Origin of the sequence: Sinorhizobium sp. BG8 (genome assembly GCF_016864555.1) — a bacterium.
GTDB lineage: Bacteria > Pseudomonadota > Alphaproteobacteria > Rhizobiales > Rhizobiaceae > BG8.
The window spans coordinates 916,415-933,674 of sequence record NZ_CP044011.1; the positions used below are offsets into that span (position 1 = coordinate 916,415).

The following is a 17,260-nucleotide window of genomic DNA, read 5'->3' on the forward strand; positions in this document are numbered from 1 at the left end:
CTGTCACCGGCTTCCGGCCGGCCTGCTTTGCATTGGATGAACGAAATTGAACGACGGGGTCTGGTGATACGCATCCGGCTCTGATCTTAGGAACGGAACGGAATGACCGACAACAAAGACGACAAGACAATCAGCGTGGCAGGCAAGAAGACGCTGACCCTGAAGCCCTCCGGGGTTCAGCAGGGAACCGTGCGCCAGGACATCGGTCGTGGCCGCACGAAGGCTGTCGTGGTCGAGACGCGCAAGCGCCGGATCTCGCGCCCCGAGGACGAGCGACCGCAAGTCGTGCCGGTCCCCCGGTGGCGAAGGCTCCGGAGCCGGCTCCCGTTCGCCAGCAGCCCGCGCCGCCTCCGCGCCAAGAACAGCCGCGACCGCGTGTAGGCGTCGTCCTGAACCAGCTTTCTGCTGATGAGATCGAGGCGCGCCGCCGTGCGCTGGCCGAAGCCCAGATCCGTGACGCCGAAGAAGCCCGTCAGCGGGCCGAGGAAGAGGCTCGCCGCAAGGTCGAGGAAGAAGCTCGCCGCAAGGCGGAAGAGGAAGAGCGCCTTCGGCTCGAAAAGGAAGAGGCCGAACGTCGCGCTGCTGCTGCTGCGCGGGGCGAACCCGAGGCGCAGCCGGAAGAGAAGCAGGAACAGCCCGTCGTGGCTCCGGCTGCTGTCGCGGCTCGTCCTGCCGAGCAGCGTCCGCAGGCAGCACGCCCGGCACCCGCCGCCGCTCCCGGCACCCCGGCCGCAACGCCGGCCGTGCGCACCAGGCGCCCCGAGACAGAGGAAGACGACCGCGGCCCGCGCAACAATGCCGGTCCGGCACGTGGCAAGGTCGTTCGTCCGGAGCCCGCGAAGGTTCCGGCTCGTCCCAAGGGCGATGAAGGCCGTCGCCAGGGCAAGCTGACGCTCACCAACGCCAGCGCCGATGAGGATGGTTCGCAGCGTGGTCGTTCGTTGTCGGCGATGCGTCGCCGCCAGGAGAAGTTCAAGCGCTCCATGATGCAGGAAACGCGCGAGAAGATCTCGCGTGAAGTCGTGCTGCCGGAGACCATCACCATTCAGGAACTGTCGCAGCGCATGTCCGAACGCGCCGTCGACGTCATCAAGTACCTGATGAAGGAAGGCCAGATGATGAAGCCCGGCGATCTGATCGACGCCGACCTGGCTGAACTCATCGCCGGCGAATTCGGCCACACCGTCAAGCGCGTTTCCGAATCCGACGTCGAAGAGGGCATCTTCAACGTCGCCGACGAGGCGGGCGACCTGGAATCGCGTCCGCCGATCGTGACCATCATGGGCCACGTCGACCACGGCAAGACGTCGCTGCTCGACGCCATCCGTCATGCCAACGTGGTCGCTGGCGAAGCCGGGGGCATCACGCAGCATATCGGTGCCTACCAGGTCGAGCAGAACGGTAACAAGATCACCTTCATCGACACGCCCGGCCACGCCGCGTTCACCGCCATGCGTGCCCGTGGTGCGCAGGCGACTGACATCGCGATCCTCGTGGTGGCGGCAGACGACAGCGTGATGCCGCAGACGATCGAGTCCATCAACCACGCCAAGGCGGCGGGTGTTCCGATCATCGTGGCGATCAACAAGATCGACAAGCCGTCCGCCGACGCCCAGCGCGTTCGCACGCAGCTCCTCCAGCACGAGGTCTTCGTCGAATCCATGGGCGGTGAAACGCTTGACGTGGAAGTCTCGGCCAAGAACGGCACGAACCTCGACAAGCTGCTCGAGGCGATCCTGCTCCAGGCCGAAATCCTCGACCTCAAGGCGAACCCGAACCGCACCGCGGAAGGTGTCGTCGTCGAAGCCCAGCTCGATCGCGGTCGCGGCGCCGTCGCCACAGTTCTCGTGCAGACGGGTACGCTGCGTCCTGGCCAGATCCTCGTCGCCGGCGACCAGTGGGGCCGCGTGCGCGCTCTCGTCAATGACAAGGGCGAACACGTCAAGGAAGCTGGCCCGTCGATGCCGGTCGAAGTGCTCGGCCTTTCGGGCACGCCGGCCGCCGGTGACAAGTTCGCCGTGGTCGAGAACGAAGGTCGCGCCCGCGAGATTTCCGAGTACCGCCAGCGCCTCGCCCGCGAAAAGCAGGTGGCGCGCCAGTCGGGTTCGCGTGGCTCGCTGGAACAGATGATGAGCCAGCTCCAGAGCTCCGGCCTCAAGGAGTTCCCGCTGCTGATCAAGGGCGACGTGCAAGGCTCCATCGAAGCCATTGCCGGCGCGCTCGAAAAGCTCGGTACCGACGAAGTGCGGGTGCGCATCGTGCATTCCGGCGCCGGCGCCATCACGGAATCGGACATTTCGCTCGCCGAAGCGTCCAACGCCGCGATCATCGGCTTCAACGTCCGCGCGAACGCACAGGCTCGCTCGCTCGCCGAGCGTCAGGGCATCGAAATCCGCTACTACAACATCATCTACGATCTGGTGGATGACGTGAAGGCGGCCATGTCCGGCCTGCTCTCGCCCGAACGCCGCGAAACCTTCCTCGGCTATGCCGAGATCCTGGAAGTGTTCAACATCACCAAGGTCGGCAAGGTCGCGGGTTGCCGCGTCACCGAAGGCAAGGTCGAGCGTGGTGTGGGCGTGCGTCTCGTGCGCGACAACGTCGTCATCCACGAAGGCAAGCTCAAGACGCTCAAGCGCTTCAAGGACGAGGTCTCGGAAGTCAATGTCGGCCAGGAATGCGGCATGGCCTTCGAGAACTACGAAGACATCCGCGCCGGCGACCAGATCGAGTGCTTCCGCGTCGAGCATGTCACGCGCACGCTCTGATAGCGGCCAATTATTCATACGACGGCAAGGGGCGCTTCGGCGCCCCTTCCTGTATCAGAAGGGTTCATGGCCGCGAGGCGGCATTGTCCTTCCCTGACCCGATCAAGGCGGTGGACGGAAGGCTTCTCGCCCTGCCGGCCACCCGTGTCTTGACCTTTTGACACAAAAGGTTCATTTCACCCTCTCTTTTGACAAGGGTTCGAACCCCAGGGCCGGCTGACGGCAGACAGAGACCACAGACCATGACCAAGGCAACGACTTCCGCGCCGTCGCAGCGCATGCTTCGTGTTGGCGAACAGGTGCGCGCAGCGATCACCCAGATCCTTCAGCGCGGCGAAGTGCGCGATCCGCTGATAGAGAAGACGGTGATCTCGATTTCGGAGGTACGCATGTCTCCGGACCTGAAGCACGCCACGGCCTATGTCACGCCGCTTGGGGTGGCCGACCACACCACAGTGATCGAAGCCCTGAACCGCAACGCGAAATACATTCGCGGCCGCCTTGGCCCGCAGTTGCGGCAGATGAAATACATGCCGGACGTGCGCTTCCGCGACGATACCAGCTTTGACAATTACAAGAAGATCGATGAGCTCCTGCGCTCCCCAGAGGTCGCGCGCGACCTCTCCGCAGGCGACGAGAACGAAGAACAATAGAAGTACAGATGTCCAAACCACGCAAACCCAAGGGGCGCCCGGTTTCCGGATGGCTCATCCTCGACAAGCCCTTCGACTTCGGGTCGACGGAAGCAGTTTCCAAGATCAAGTGGCTCTTCAAGGCCCAGAAGGCCGGACATGCGGGAACCCTTGACCCCCTTGCTTCCGGCATGCTGCCGATTGCTCTCGGCGATGCCACCAAGACGGTTCCCTATGTCATGGATGGTCGCAAGATCTATGAGTTCACGGTGACCTGGGGCGAGGAGCGGTCGACGGACGATCTGGAAGGCGACGTGACACGAAGCAGCTCGGATCGCCCCACCGCAGAGGCCATTCACGCGCTAATTCCCGCCTACACGGGGACAATCCAGCAAATTCCGCCGCAGTTTTCAGCGATCAAGATCGAAGGCGAGCGCGCCTACGATCTCGCCCGGGAAGGCGAGACCGTCGAGATCCCGTCGCGCGAGGTCGAGATTCACCGGCTGACTCTGGTCGGATGCCCGGACGAGAACACTGCACACTTCGAGGTCGAATGCGGAAAGGGCACGTACGTGCGTGCGCTCGCGCGTGATTTCGGTCGGGACCTCGGGTGCTACGGTCACGTTTCCTCGCTACGCCGTACCTTCGTCGCCCCGTTCGGCGAGGAGGACATGGTGCCGCTTGCGGATCTGGTGGCGCTGGAGTCCATCGAGGACGACGCGGAGCGGCTGGCCGCACTGGACGAGTTCCTGATCGACACGGCGGAGGCACTTTCCGACCTTCCGCATGTCGCGGTCAGCGAAGACCAGGCGCATCGGCTGCGGATGGGCAATCCGATCATCCTGCGGGGCCGCGACGCTCCCGTATCGGCGGACGAAGCCTATGCGACCGCGCGCGGCAAGCTCGTCGCTATCGGCGAAGTGGGTGGCGGGGAGTTTCGCCCGAAGAGGGTCTTCGCCGGTTGACGGCGGGTCTCTTCACGAAGGCGCCTCGCCCGGTCCGGGCGAGCGCGCGAAATATCGCCACTTGATTTCCCCTGACGGGCGCGGCTTTATAGGCGCCTGAAGTCGTCGCGTGTCGGGCATGCACGCTCAATACGTCAAGCTCTTTCGCTGGCTAAGGGCACGGCGCGGCCTGGCACCGGGCAGAAAGGGTGGCCGGTGACGATCGCAATGAAAGAGGCAACAGCGCCTTCCGAGAAGGCTCTCCGCTCGTTCTGGCGCAGGTGGCTGCACCGGCCGATTGCCTTTTACATGGTCTGCCTCATCCTCGTCGTCGTCGTTCCGGCGTTTCTCTTTGCCATTATCGTCGTGGAGCGCACGAACGAGGCGCAGGAGAGGATCTTAGAATCCCTGCTCCGGACATCCACAGGTGCCGTCAATCGGGTGGTGGAGCGCGAAGTGTCGGGCATGGTCTCGACACTGAATTTCCTCTCGACCTCCGATCACCTTCAGAAAGGCAACTTCGAGGAGCTGCATGCGCAGGCCGTCAAGGCGCTCGCCGGCAGTAATACCCACTTCCTGCTGATCGACCGGAACCTCCATCAGGTTCTGAACACGCGCGTGAGTTACGGCGCGCCTCTCGGTCCGACGTCCGACCCCGAGACTGCCGAGGATGTGTTCGAGCGCGATACGCTCGCTGTCTCCAACCTCTTCTTCGGCAAGACGGCCCAGAAGTGGGTGTTCAACGTCTATCAACCGGTGCGCCTTGCCTCCGGCGAAAGCATGTTGCTCACTCTGACCAAAAATGCCGAAAGCCTGGAGAATGCGGTCAACCGGGACATTCTTTCCCCGGGCTGGAGCGCCGCCGTTCTTGATGGCGCAGGCAACGTGATCGTTTCGACCGATACGACCCAGCAGACCGGAGCACCCTTCTTCCTGCAGGTCGTCCCATCCCTCAGGCTCGGCGTGAGTACGATGTCCCATGGCGGCGAAGAATATCGTGTCGTGACGGAATTCTCTGCCGTGACCGGCTGGAAGATCATCGCCTGGGCCAAGGCTTCGGCGGTGCAGGCGCCTGCCGAGGCTTCGTTCCTCTGGCTCACGATCGGAGGCCTTGTCTTCGCCGTGATCGCTGCTTGCGGAGGTCTCGCCATCGCACGGATTGTCTCGCGCGATGTGAGGATGCTGGCGAGCGATGCCCGCAAGCTCGGAGAAGGCAAGCGAATTCCTCCGCGCCGTCACGCGGTCGCCGAGCTCGAGACGGTCTCACGTGCCCTCTCGACGGCTTCGGATGCCCGCAGGAGAGCCGAGGGGGAAGTGCGGTTCCTGATGCGCGAGGTGGCCCATCGTTCGAAAAACCAGCTTACGGTGATTCAGGCGATGCTCAACCAGTCCGCAAACAAGGCGGAATCGGCGAGCGAATTCGCCGATGCTTTCCGCAAGCGGGTTGCGGGGCTCGCCCGGTCGACCGACCTGATGATCGACAATGCCAGCCAGGGCGTGAATTTCGCCGATCTCGCCCGAAACCAGCTGAAGCCCTTCGCTCCCGACGAGCCGCGCCGCCTGACGATCGCGGGACCCGAGGTTCTTCTCGATGCGCAGACATCGCAAACCCTCGGCATGGCGTTGCACGAGCTTGCGACCAACGCCACGAAATACGGCGCCTTTGCCAATAGCGACGGAACCGTCACCCTCACTTGGACCGATGACGGCGAGACCCTTCGCATCGTCTGGCGCGAGCGCGGTGCTGAGATCGAGCCGGAACACCGCGCCAGTGATCGGAAGGGTTTCGGCAGCACGGTTCTCGAGCGGATGCTCAGCATGGCCCTTGACGCGACGCTCGAACGGCAAATGCACGAAGATGGAATCGAGTGGAATGTCAGCATACCGTCGCGGAACCTCAGGGCGGCGGATCATCCGGAGGTTGCGGACGGCGAGCAAGGCTGACGGCGCACGCTTTTGGGGGCCGGTATCTCCCCTTCCATTTCGTGGCTGAATGGTTTATAGGCACGCCCAGCATTCGGGCCTGGCCCGTCTGCCTTCATGGCCATTGCTGGACGACATCCCGGCAATTGGCGACCCAAGTCCTCCATTGATGAAAGGATCATTCGATGTCGATCACTGCTGAGCGCAAGGCTGCGCTGATCAAGGAATACGCGACCGTCGAAGGCGATACCGGTTCTCCGGAAGTCCAGGTTGCAATCCTGACCGAGCGCATCAACAACCTGACGGAACACTTCAAGGGCCACAAGAAGGACAACCACTCCCGTCGTGGTCTTCTGACGATGGTTTCGAGCCGCCGCTCGCTTCTTGACTATCTCAAGAAGAAGGACGAGTCCCGTTACAGCAAGCTGATTGCTGCACTGGGCATTCGCCGCTAAGTTTTTCTGGCGGGCGTTCCTTGCGGAGCGCCCGCCAGTTGTTTTTGCGGAGTTCTCCGCCGACCGTTCCATGTCGTGCTTTGCCCGTGGGCGGCCGATCGGAACGAGACTATTCCAGCGGGCCGGGTGGGCCGGTCCTGCGGAACCAACCGATGACCTGTCATGGGGCAGGATTGCAGGATGCTTCAGGCGCTCGCCTGTCTCCGGCGTGGCGGGAAGCGCCATAGCCGGGCGGTGCAGAATTCGCCCTCCGCGCGAAGCCTCCCGTTGTCTTGCCCATGATGTGTCATGAATGCGGATCAGAGCCACCTGCGCCTAGCGGCGGCGGTGCCAGGATCCGCACATGAAGGACAAGATATGTTCGATACCCATACGGTTGAAATTGAATGGGCGGGCCGCCCGCTCAAGCTCGAAACCGGCAAGATCGCGCGTCAGGCTGACGGCGCAGTGCTTGCCACCTACGGCGAAACCGTCGTCCTCGCGACTGTCGTTTCTGCCAAGGCGCCGAAGCCCGGCCAGGACTTCTTCCCGCTGACCGTAAACTACCAGGAAAAGACCTATGCCGCCGGCAAGATCCCGGGCGGCTACTTCAAGCGCGAAGGACGCCCGAGCGAGAACGAGACGCTCGTATCTCGCCTGATCGACCGTCCCATCCGCCCGCTGTTCCCGGAAGGCTACAAGAACGACACGCAGGTCATCGTGACCGTCGTTCAGCACGACCTCGAGAACAACCCCGACATCCTGTCGATGGTTGCTGCTTCTGCAGCGCTCACGCTGTCCGGGATTCCCTTCATGGGCCCGATCGGCGGCGCACGCGTCGGCTACATCAATGGCCAGTACGTCCTGAACCCGCACCTCGATGAAATGACCGAGTCGACCCTCGACCTCGTCGTTGCCGGAACCCAGGAAGCTGTGCTCATGGTCGAATCCGAGGCCAAGGAGCTTCCGGAAGACATCATGCTCGGCGCCGTCGTCTTCGGACAGAAGGGCTTCCAGCCGGTTATCGATGCGATCATCAAGCTCGCCGAAGTTGCTGCCAAGGAGCCGCGCGAATTCGAGCCGGAAGACTATTCCGCTCTCGAGACCGCCATGCTCGGCATTGCCGAGGCAGAACTGCGTGATGCCTACAAGATCACTGAAAAGGCCGCCCGCTACGCAGCCGTCGACGCGGTAAAGGCGAAGGTCAAGGCGCACTTCCTGCCCGAAGGCGTTGAAAACCCGGAATACACCGCCGAGGAAATCGGCGCGGTCTTCAAGCACCTGCAGGCCAAGATCGTTCGCTGGAACATCCTCGACACCAAGAGCCGCATCGATGGCCGTGACCTCGTCACCGTCCGTCCGATCGTCGCAGAAGTCGGCCTGCTCCCGCGCACGCACGGTTCGGCCCTCTTCACCCGCGGCGAAACCCAGGCCATCGTCGTTGCCACCCTCGGCACCGGCGAAGACGAGCAGTACGTCGATTCCTTGACTGGCATGTACAAGGAAAACTTCATGCTGCACTACAACTTCCCGCCCTTCTCGGTCGGTGAAACGGGCCGCATGGGTTCCCCGGGCCGCCGCGAAATCGGTCACGGCAAGCTTGCCTGGCGCGCCATCCACCCGATGCTGCCGGCCGCCGACCAGTTTCCCTACACGCTGCGTGTCGTCTCGGAGATCACCGAGTCGAACGGTTCGTCCTCGATGGCTACCGTTTGCGGGACCTCGCTTGCTCTGATGGACGCGGGCGTTCCGCTTGCAAAGCCGGTCGCCGGTATCGCCATGGGCCTCATCAAGGAAGACGAGCGCTTCGCCGTCCTGTCGGACATCCTCGGTGACGAAGACCACCTCGGCGACATGGACTTCAAGGTTGCAGGCACCGACGCCGGCATCACCTCGCTGCAGATGGACATCAAGATCGACGGCATCACCGAGGAGATCATGAAGGTCGCTCTCGACCAGGCCAAGGGCGGTCGTCTGCACATCCTCGGCGAAATGGCCAAGGCAATCACCGAGAGTCGTTCGGAACTCGGCGAGTTCGCTCCCCGCATCGAAGTCATGAACATCCCGGTCGACAAGATCCGCGAAGTCATCGGTTCGGGCGGCAAGGTCATCCGCGAGATCGTCGAAAAGACCGGCGCCAAGGTCAACATCGAAGACGACGGTACCGTCAAGATCGCATCGTCCTCGGCCAAGGAAATCGAAGCGGCCCGCAAGTGGATCCACTCGATCGTCGCCGAACCGGAAGTTGGCCAGATCTACGAAGGGACGGTCGTCAAGACCGCCGACTTCGGCGCCTTCGTCAACTTCTTCGGCCCGCGCGATGGTCTCGTCCACATCTCGCAGCTCGCTTCCGAGCGCGTCGCTAAGACCTCGGATGTCGTCAAGGAAGGCGACAAGGTCTGGGTCAAGCTGATGGGCTTCGACGAGCGCGGCAAGGTTCGCCTCTCCATGAAGGTCGTCGACCAGGCGACCGGCAAGGAAGTCGTTGCCGAGAAGAAGGGCGACGGCGAAGCCGCCGAGTAATCGAGGCTCGATGAAAATCCGGGGGCGCGGAGCGGCACGTTCCGCGCCCCTTTCTTTATACCGGGAGCTGGTGCTCCCCCTCCAGGACCCCCCGCCATGTCGCGTGATGCTCTCAAGACGCTCTATCATCCCTTTGCAGCCGGTATCGTTGAACCGCCGGGTGCCGGGCAGCGCTATCTGTTCCTTGGCGCCGAGGCTGGCCAAAGGGCACCGGATGGGTTTCAGGCGGAGATCCATTCGGTCCAGCCGTTGCGCTCGCTCTTCCGCGCTCTCGAGGCCGCACGCCTCCAGGTCACGCCTGTCATCGAGGGAGAAGAATACGACGGGGCACTGATCCTGTGCGGCAAGCACAAGGGCCAGAACGAGGACCGGATTGCGGAGGCGCTCCGGCGCGTCCGGGAAGGTGGGCTGATCGTCGTCGCAGGCGGGAAGGAAGACGGAATCCAGTCTCTCCGCAAGCGCATTGCCCAGTTTGAGTTTGGGGGCGACCACACGCCCAAGTATCACGGCGTCGCATTCTGGTTCCAGCGGCCCGCAAACATTGCCGAAGCAGCCAAGGCGCTTTCGGCCCGTTCCGTTCGGGTTGAGGATCGCTTCACGGCAACGCCGGGCATGTTCTCGCATGATCGGGTCGACGCCGCATCCGAGATGCTGGCAGCCCGGATCCCTGCCGATTTCAAGGGCCATGCGGCCGATTTCGGTGCTGGATGGGGTTATCTCTCCGTGATGCTTGCGGAGCACGCTCCGGGCCTCAAGGGTGTCGATCTCTTCGAGGCCGACTACGATGCGCTGGAGGCCGCCAGGGCAAACATCGCGGAGAACTGCCCGAACGTCCCCACACGCTTCTTCTGGAGCGACCTGACGAGCGAGCAGCCTCGCGACCACTACGATCTCATCGTGATGAATCCGCCCTTCCACGAGGGCCATGCGGCAGACCACGGCCTCGGAGCGGCAATGATCCGCATGGCGGCCAAGGCATTGAAGGTCGGCGGACGGCTCATGCTCGTCGCCAATCGCGGGCTGCCCTACGAGCCCGTGCTGTCGGAGGCGTTCAAGGAAAGCGGCGAGATCTCGCGCAATGCGCGCTTCAAGGTTCTCTGGGGCAGGCGCTAGAGCCGCTCATCGGGCGATCCGGTCCCGCGGGAAAAAGCGGATCGCCTTGGCAAGACTTAGGAGCAAGGAGGCCGGACGCGATCGAGATCGGCGCCCGGCTGGGGAACATGCCTACTCGGCGTCCGCCTTCGCCAGCGTATCCAGGACCGGCATCGAGGTGATGTTGTAGCCGGAGTCGACGTAGTGGATCTCGCCCGTCACGCCGCTGGACAGGGGGGAGAGCAGGTAGAGAGCGGAATTTCCGACGTCTTCGATCGTGACCGTGCGGCGCAGCGGAGAGTTCTTCTGCTGCCAAGAGAGCATTGCGCGCGCATCGGAAATGCCGGCGCCGGCGAGCGTCCGGATCGGGCCAGCCGAGATCGCGTTGACGCGAATTCCGCGTGGGCCGTAGTCGCCCGCCAGATAGCGCACCGAAGCCTCGAGAGCGGCCTTCGCAACACCCATGACATTGTAGTTCGGCATGACGCGCATCGACCCGTTGTAGGTCAGCGTCAACATCGTGCCGCCTTCGTTCATAAGTTCTGCTGCGCGCTTCGCGATCTCGGTAAAGGAGAAGCAGGAGATTACCATGGTCCGGGTGAAATTCTCCCGGCTGGTATTGGCGTAGAGCCCCTTCAGCTCGTTCTTGTCGGAGAAACCGATGGCGTGAACCACGAAGTCGAGCTTGCCCCACCGTTCCTTGATCGCCGAAATCACGGAGTCGACCGAAGCGATGTCTTCGACGTCACAGGGCAGCAGGAAGTCTGAACCAAGCTCAGCGGCGAGAGGCTTGACCCGCTTTCCGAGTGCCTCCCCCTGATACGTGAATGCCAGTTCCGCACCCTGACTGGCGAGTGCCTTGGATATTCCCCATGCGATCGAATGATTGTTCGCGACACCCATGATGAGGCCGCGTTTTCCGTTCATCAAGCCAGTCATTGCATCACCCGTTGTAACGCTGGAATACCAGCGTGGCGTTCGTCCCGCCAAATCCGAAGGAGTTCGACAGCGCAGTGTCGATCTTTGCATTGTCGATGCGCTTGCGCACGATCGGCACGCCTTCGAATTCCGGGTCGAGTTCGGTGATGTGTGCACTTTCGCCGATGAAGCCCGCCTGCATCATCAGCAGGCTGTAAATGGATTCCTGGACGCCGGCGGCTCCCAGCGAATGCCCCGTCAGCGACTTTGTCGACTGGATGTAGGGAAGCTTCGAGCCGAACACTTCGCGGATCGCTCCGATTTCCTTGCTGTCGCCGACCGGGGTGGAGGTGCCGTGAGTATTGATGTAGTCGACGTCGCCCTTGACCGTCGAAAGCGCCTGGCGCATGCACCGGATCGCGCCTTCGCCGGAGGGGGCTACCATGTCGTAGCCGTCTGATGTCGCGCCGTAGCCGACGACTTCGGCGTAGATCTTGGCGCCGCGCGCCTTGGCGTGCTCCAGTTCTTCCAGAACCAGTACGCCCGCACCGCCGGCAATCACGAAGCCGTCACGGCTTGCATCATAGGCCCGCGATGCGGTTGCCGGCGTGTCGTTGTACTTGGAGGACATGGCGCCCATTGCGTCGAACAGGTTCGACATGGACCAGTCGAGATCCTCGTGGCCACCGGCAAACATCACGTCCTGCTTGCCCCACTGGATCATTTCCACGGCATTGCCGATGCAGTGCGCGGAAGTCGAGCAGGCCGACGAGATGGAGTAGTTGACGCCGTGGATCTTGAACCAGGTCGCAAGGGTCGCCGACGCGGTCGAAGACATGGCCTTCGGCACGGCGAAGGGGCCGATCCGCTTGGGGCTGTTGTTCTTTTCGGTGATCTCCGCCGCTTCCACGATGGTGCGCGTGGAAGGCCCGCCCGATCCCATGATGATGCCGGTACGCTCGTTCTGGGCGTACTCATTCTCTTCCAGGCCCGAATCGGCGATGGCCTGCTTCATCGCGACGTGGTTCCAGGCTCCGCCCTGCGAGAGAAAACGCATGGCCCGACGATCGACGAGGTCGGTCGGATCGAGGGAAGGGGAGCCCCAGACCTGGCACTTGAAGCCATGGTCGGCAAAGTCCTGCGAGAAACTGATACCGGATTTCGCTTCGCGGAGCGATCCGGTGACCTCCTCCGCGTTGTTCCCGATGGAAGATACGATCCCTAGACCCGTTACAACAACCCGTCTCATTGTTTTTGACCTTCTTGCTTACTCGGCGGAACGACCCGCGTAAAAAGCGAGGCGGTTGTCCGCGTTGACGTCGGATGTCGCGGGCAGGCGGGTGCCTGCGCCGCGACGGGCAGCTCTGTGCTGCTCAGGCGGCCTTGTCCTGAAAGAGTCCGACGCGCAGGTCGGTCGCCTTGTAGATGACTTCTCCGTCCGCTTTCATCCAGCCGTCCGCGATGCCGAGGACGAGCCGGCCGCGCATGACGCGCTTGAAGTCGATGCCGTACTCGACGAGTTTCGTCGCGGGCGTGACCATGCCGGTGAACTTCACTTCGCCGGTCGAGATCGCCCGGCCCTTGCCTGGCTCGCCGAGCCAGCCGAGATAGAAGCCGGTCAGCTGCCACATCGCGTCGAGACCGAGGCAGCCCGGCATGACGGGATCGCCCTGGAAATGGCAGGGAAAGAACCAGAGATCCGGAGTGATGTCGAACTCCGCGCGAATGAAGCCTTTGTCGTGCGGTCCGCCGGTCTCGGAGATTTCGGTGATCCGGTTGAACATCAGCATCGGAGGAAGCGGAAGCTGCGCATTGCCGGGGCCAAACATTTCGCCCCGTCCGCAGGTCAGGATTTCCTCGTAGTTGAAGCTGGATTGCCGTGTGGTCATCTGAGTGTCTAATCCCCGCACTTTGGTTTTCGTTAACAGCTTTAAAGCAGGATCACCTCAAAATGAAGCATCCGCATGACCCTTCCCGTCCTGATACCCCATGCTGGCGACAAGGAAGGCTTTGCTTATTGCCGGTGTCGCATACATGATGACTGCGCCCTCAGCCAGTGCAAATTGAGCGCAGGTGCGCAAAGTGCCCGGTTTTCCGCATGTTCGCGGCTGTCCTGTGTTCTGGTTGCTATTGAAACCTTCGAATTGCAAAGTTATATCGGAAGCTCAATTCAGTTTGTCAAAGATCAGGCACGCGGACTACCTGCTGATGACGCATGGAAAAGAAATGCCCATTGAAGAGCGCCTGCGCCACTCCGGGTTGCGCCCGACGCGCCAGCGCGTTGCGCTTGCCGATCTGTTGTTCGCCAAGGGCGACCGGCATCTGACGGTCGAGGAGCTTCACGAGGAAGCGGTCGGCGCGGGCGTGCCCGTCTCGCTGGCGACCGTCTACAATACCCTCCATCAGTTCACCGAGGCGGGGCTCATCCGTGTGCTCGCCGTCGAAAGCTCCAAGACTTACTTCGACACCAACGTATCCGATCATCACCACTTCTTCGTGGAAGGTGACAACCACGTCCTCGATATTCCCGTCAGCAACATCGAGATCGGCAATCTTCCGGATGCGCCGGAAGGCATGGAGATCGCCCATGTCGATGTCATCATAAGGCTTCGTCGAAAATAGCCGCAGGGGGCCAGGACGCTACGTCCTGGCATGCGCACTTCGCTGTTCGGGCGGAAACGGTCCAGTCCTGGCGAATGCTTGGCTACATGACGTCTTCGGGGCGCCTGCCGGGCCTCGGTTTGTAAACCGGAAAGCACCAGCCGAAACGAAGCGCACCGGCGCGCACGACAAAGGCCGACAGCGTGCCGACGACGGAGGCGAAGATGAGCGATGTGCCCGCTAGAGTGGCGACCGTAAACGCCGCCGCACCGATCAGCGCCGCTGTGATGTAGATCTCCGGTCTGAGCAGAACCGAGGGTTCGTCAGCAAGAACGTCGCGCAGGATCCCCCCGAAACTCGCAGTCATGACCCCTGTGACGATCGCGATGATGGGCGAACCCGTGACGGACAGCCCCTTGGCCGCACCCATGACGCAATACGCGGAAAGGCCGATCGCGTCGAACCACAGAAGCAGTCTGTATCGCGACTCGACCAGGTGGGCGGTGAAGAAGACGATAAGCCCCACCGTGATGCAAACCACGATATAGACCGGATTGTTCACCCAGAACACCGGCAGCGTCCCGATGATGATGTCGCGCAGTGTCCCGCCGCCGACACCGGTGACTAGGGCGAGGAAGAGAAAGCCTATGATGTCGATCTGCTTGCGGGACGCCGAAAGCGCGCCCGTTGCAGCGAAGACCGCCACACCGGCATAGTCGAGGAGTTCAAGAACGGTCAAGGTGAGCCTTCCGCAAGTGGGGATTGCACGCGAATCCGCATTCTGCACAGCTTCGCGACAGATTGCATGGCGTATTTTGCGGCCAGCGTCGCCGGGATTCGCTTGTCGCGGCCGTTCGGCGCGAGCATGCCCACACCAGGTGGTGGCCGTCTCCCTCGACTGGATCATCGCCCATCCGGAATACCGCGCCGCAAAGAGGTCGATGTAATGAATGTTCGTGCCGGAATGCTTGCCCTCTGCCTTCCGTTCCTCCTCGTGCAGGTGAATGACCTGTCGGCGCAGAACCTGATCGCGGATGTCGTTTCGCACGAGAAGGAAGCGGTGGGCCAGAAGTGCAAGGCCGCCGAGTATGCCGAGGATTTTGTCTCCCTGGTGGACTTCAACAACGACGGTCTCGATGACGTCATCACCAATCTGGGTGCGGTGAGGTGTGACGGCGAGGTGGGCGGCCTCTGCGGCGAGGTCGGATGCCCCTACAACTTCTATATTCAGGTGGCCGAAGGAGGCTACTTCTTTGCCGCAAATGCCGATCTCTACGGCTACGATGTCAAGAAGCGCTACGGCAACATGGTCCTTGAGCTCAAGGCGAATGCCGCCTCCTGCGGACGGGATGACTCCGAATACTGCTCAATGACGATAAGAGTGCGTGGCGCCCGGTTCGAGACGATCTCGAAGAAGTGATCCTCTCTCCGTTAGCGGTCTGGCCTGCAACACCTTCTCATGAGACCCTGAACGCGTGATTTGCGTTCAGGCACGGCAAACTCCATTGCGCCTGTTCCGGAGACGAACCGATGCGCACGGTGCTGACATTGGCGGCGGCATTTCTCCTCGGCACGCCCGCCTTGCCGCACAGCTTCTATGAGGTCGCCTGTTGCTCCGGCCGCGATTGCAAACCCATCCCTGCAGGCGACGTGACGCCGACGAAGGAGGGCTGGCGGGTCCGCATTACCGGCGAAGTGATCAAGTACAACAGCTGGCCCCTCAAGCGGTCTCCCGACGGGGAATTCCATCGTTGCACCGCCTTCGGCAATTTCGGTCCCAATGGCCGTACCCAGTGTCTCTACGTTCCTGATATGGCGGAATAGCCTGTCGACCGTTTAGCTCGCCCGGTGACTGACCGGCGACCGATGGCTGTGTCTCCAGCGACCGAGCTGGGATCGAGCCGTTCTATCCGGGAAAGAGAGCATCGGTGCGGCCCGTGACGTAGTAGGCAAGCAGACCCGTCCATTCACGAAGGGCGGTGGTCATGATCTGTGCATTGGTGGAAGGCTGCGTGAAATCGAACGCCAGGCCAGCAACTCCGGTCGTGCGGTAGTCGGTCGGCCAGGGCTGGACATCGATCCCGGCCCGGCGAAACAGTCCCATCGCACGCGGCATGTGAAAGGCGGAGGTTACCAGCAGGCAGCCGGAGAGATTGTTGGTCGTCAGCACCTCGCTCGTCTTCGAAACGTTCTCGAAAGTCGTGCGGGACTGGGTCTCCAGGAGCAGCCGTTCCGGAGGGATGCCGAATGTCTCGAAGAAGTCCCGAGAAACGGCGGCATCGCCCGCATAGGTGCCGCTGAAGGAGCCATCTCCGCCGGAAATCAGTATCCGGGCCTGCGGAAAGAGGCGCGCCAGCCTCAGCGTTTCGATGAAGCGGTCGCCGGCCTGGTTTATTTCGAAGCCGCCGCGGGCGGCTATGACCTCCGCCTCTATTCCGCCGCCGAGCACGATGATGCATCCCGGCCCGGACGCGGGCAGGCTCGTGCGTTCGAAGCGGTCCTCGAGGGGCTGCAACAGCACCGTGCCGGTGGAGGTGAAGAGCGTCACGAACAGAAGGAGCGCCGCGCAGAGGAGGGCGAGGCTGCGCAAGCGCCGCCATTTGAGCGCGCCGAAGATCATGCCACCGGCGAGCAGCACGAAGCTCAACGAGAGTGGTTGCGCCGCAAGCCAGGCCATTTTTGAGATGAGATAGGTCAATCGTTGCCTTTCCTGCAGAACTTGGCCGATGTCGACGGTGACGCGCTCCGCATCGGGCGGCGCCGCCAACCCGAAGATGTGCCCCATTCGCGAGTTCCGGTCATTCCGGTACGGCCACTGAGTGCGATGGCGCGTGCCACGGCACGATCCGCGCATGTGCTGCTAGCAAAACAAGGTAAAGAAAATCGAACCGCGACCTTGGTGCGGCGCCGGCCGCATGCCGGCCGATGCCTCACCCATGATAGAATGGCTGCCGGCACGGTTGGGCGACCGTCCTCGTGCCACACGGAAATCGCGGCACGCGCCATCACTATCAACGCCTTCTATATCCCCCCGCAATGGAACATAGTGTGGATGGTTTCAGTTGTCCCATGGCAAACCTCATCAGGAGACAGGCAATGGCAGACGATAAGAAAAGCGCAAAACCACCGCTTGGCGTGGTTCGACCCGGCAACAAGGCTTCGGAGGATCCCATGGCTGACGAGTTCGATGCGACTGCGGCGGCAGGCGAATCGGTAAGCGAACAGATCGAGGCACTCCGGGCGGAGATTGGCCGGCTGAAGGAGAGCGCAGGGCTTCTGGCTGAGGGCACGGGTCACCTTGCCATGTCCCAGGCGAGATCGCTTCGCGACGACGCCGAGGAACTGATCGTGGCCAACCCCTTTGCCGCCCTCGCCGGAGCGGCTTTGGTTGGATATCTCTTCGGCTTGACCAGGCGCTAGAGCCC

At 62.4% G+C, this 17,260-nt stretch carries 15 protein-coding genes and 1 pseudogene; 11 read left to right on the forward strand and 5 right to left on the reverse strand.

The genetic code is table 11. From position 1 onward, the window contains the following. Window positions 1–102: 102 nt before the first annotated feature. From infB to F3Y30_RS04215, 7 genes and pseudogenes are all read left to right on the forward strand, one after another. Window positions 103–2,768 (forward strand): annotated as a pseudogene (gene infB, locus F3Y30_RS04185) (translation initiation factor IF-2). Window positions 2,769–3,010: 242 nt separating this feature from the next. Continuing rightward, a complete protein-coding gene (rbfA, locus tag F3Y30_RS04190; RefSeq protein ID WP_203425282.1) occupies window positions 3,011–3,421 on the forward strand; it encodes a 30S ribosome-binding factor RbfA in 411 nt (136 codons plus the stop codon). Between the two features lie 8 nt (window positions 3,422–3,429). Beyond that, window positions 3,430–4,365, forward strand: a complete 936-nt coding sequence (gene truB, locus F3Y30_RS04195) for a tRNA pseudouridine(55) synthase TruB (protein WP_203425283.1) — start codon at window positions 3,430–3,432, stop codon at window positions 4,363–4,365. 207 nt (window positions 4,366–4,572) lie between these two features. Next, entirely contained in the window at window positions 4,573–6,288 is a 1,716-nt protein-coding gene (locus F3Y30_RS04200) for a sensor histidine kinase (RefSeq protein WP_203425284.1), read from the forward strand. Between the two features lie 164 nt (window positions 6,289–6,452). Beyond that, window positions 6,453–6,722 (forward strand): 30S ribosomal protein S15, encoded by a 270-nt coding sequence (rpsO, locus tag F3Y30_RS04205; RefSeq protein ID WP_134649621.1) that lies wholly within the window; start codon window positions 6,453–6,455, stop codon window positions 6,720–6,722. A 357-nt stretch (window positions 6,723–7,079) separates the two neighbouring features. Next, a complete protein-coding gene (gene pnp / locus F3Y30_RS04210) occupies window positions 7,080–9,224 on the forward strand; it encodes a polyribonucleotide nucleotidyltransferase (protein ID WP_203425285.1) in 2,145 nt (714 codons plus the stop codon). 96 nt (window positions 9,225–9,320) lie between these two features. Continuing rightward, entirely contained in the window at window positions 9,321–10,337 is a 1,017-nt protein-coding gene (locus tag F3Y30_RS04215; RefSeq protein WP_203425286.1) for a class I SAM-dependent methyltransferase, read from the forward strand. 111 nt (window positions 10,338–10,448) lie between these two features. Here F3Y30_RS04215 and fabI read toward each other — a convergent pair whose 3' ends face one another. From fabI to fabA, 3 genes are all read right to left on the reverse strand, one after another. Beyond that, window positions 10,449–11,255, reverse strand: a complete 807-nt coding sequence (gene fabI / locus F3Y30_RS04220) for an enoyl-ACP reductase FabI (protein WP_203425287.1) — start codon at window positions 11,253–11,255, stop codon at window positions 10,449–10,451. A gap of 4 nt (window positions 11,256–11,259) precedes the next feature. Further along, a complete protein-coding gene (fabB, locus tag F3Y30_RS04225) occupies window positions 11,260–12,483 on the reverse strand; it encodes a beta-ketoacyl-ACP synthase I (protein ID WP_203425288.1) in 1,224 nt (407 codons plus the stop codon). A gap of 124 nt (window positions 12,484–12,607) precedes the next feature. Then, complete coding sequence (gene fabA / locus F3Y30_RS04230; RefSeq protein ID WP_203425289.1) at window positions 12,608–13,123, reverse strand: 3-hydroxyacyl-[acyl-carrier-protein] dehydratase FabA; 516 nt, start codon at window positions 13,121–13,123, stop codon at window positions 12,608–12,610. A gap of 319 nt (window positions 13,124–13,442) precedes the next feature. Here fabA and irrA point away from each other — a divergent pair, with 319 nt between their 5' ends. Beyond that, window positions 13,443–13,856: an iron response transcriptional regulator IrrA gene (gene irrA, locus F3Y30_RS04235; RefSeq protein ID WP_203426481.1), complete on the forward strand. Its 414-nt coding sequence runs from the start codon at window positions 13,443–13,445 to the stop codon at window positions 13,854–13,856. 82 nt (window positions 13,857–13,938) lie between these two features. Here irrA and F3Y30_RS04240 read toward each other — a convergent pair whose 3' ends face one another. Continuing rightward, window positions 13,939–14,574 carry a trimeric intracellular cation channel family protein gene (locus F3Y30_RS04240; RefSeq protein WP_203425290.1) on the reverse strand — a complete coding sequence of 212 codons (636 nt, stop codon included), beginning with the start codon at window positions 14,572–14,574 and terminating at the stop codon, window positions 13,939–13,941. A gap of 207 nt (window positions 14,575–14,781) precedes the next feature. Between F3Y30_RS04240 and F3Y30_RS04245 the strand changes: the two genes are divergently transcribed. Both F3Y30_RS04245 and F3Y30_RS04250 read left to right on the forward strand, forming a co-directional pair. Next, window positions 14,782–15,255, forward strand: coding sequence for a hypothetical protein (locus F3Y30_RS04245; protein WP_203425291.1), 474 nt, complete (start codon window positions 14,782–14,784; stop codon window positions 15,253–15,255). Window positions 15,256–15,365: 110 nt separating this feature from the next. Then, a complete protein-coding gene (locus F3Y30_RS04250) occupies window positions 15,366–15,659 on the forward strand; it encodes a hypothetical protein (RefSeq protein WP_203425292.1) in 294 nt (97 codons plus the stop codon). 82 nt (window positions 15,660–15,741) lie between these two features. Here the strand turns inward: F3Y30_RS04250 and F3Y30_RS04255 are convergent, their stop codons facing one another. Continuing rightward, complete coding sequence (locus tag F3Y30_RS04255) at window positions 15,742–16,512, reverse strand: YdcF family protein (protein ID WP_246752944.1); 771 nt, start codon at window positions 16,510–16,512, stop codon at window positions 15,742–15,744. A gap of 419 nt (window positions 16,513–16,931) precedes the next feature. Between F3Y30_RS04255 and F3Y30_RS04260 the strand changes: the two genes are divergently transcribed. Beyond that, a complete protein-coding gene (locus F3Y30_RS04260) occupies window positions 16,932–17,255 on the forward strand; it encodes a hypothetical protein (RefSeq protein ID WP_203425294.1) in 324 nt (107 codons plus the stop codon). Window positions 17,256–17,260: the final 5 nt, after the last annotated feature.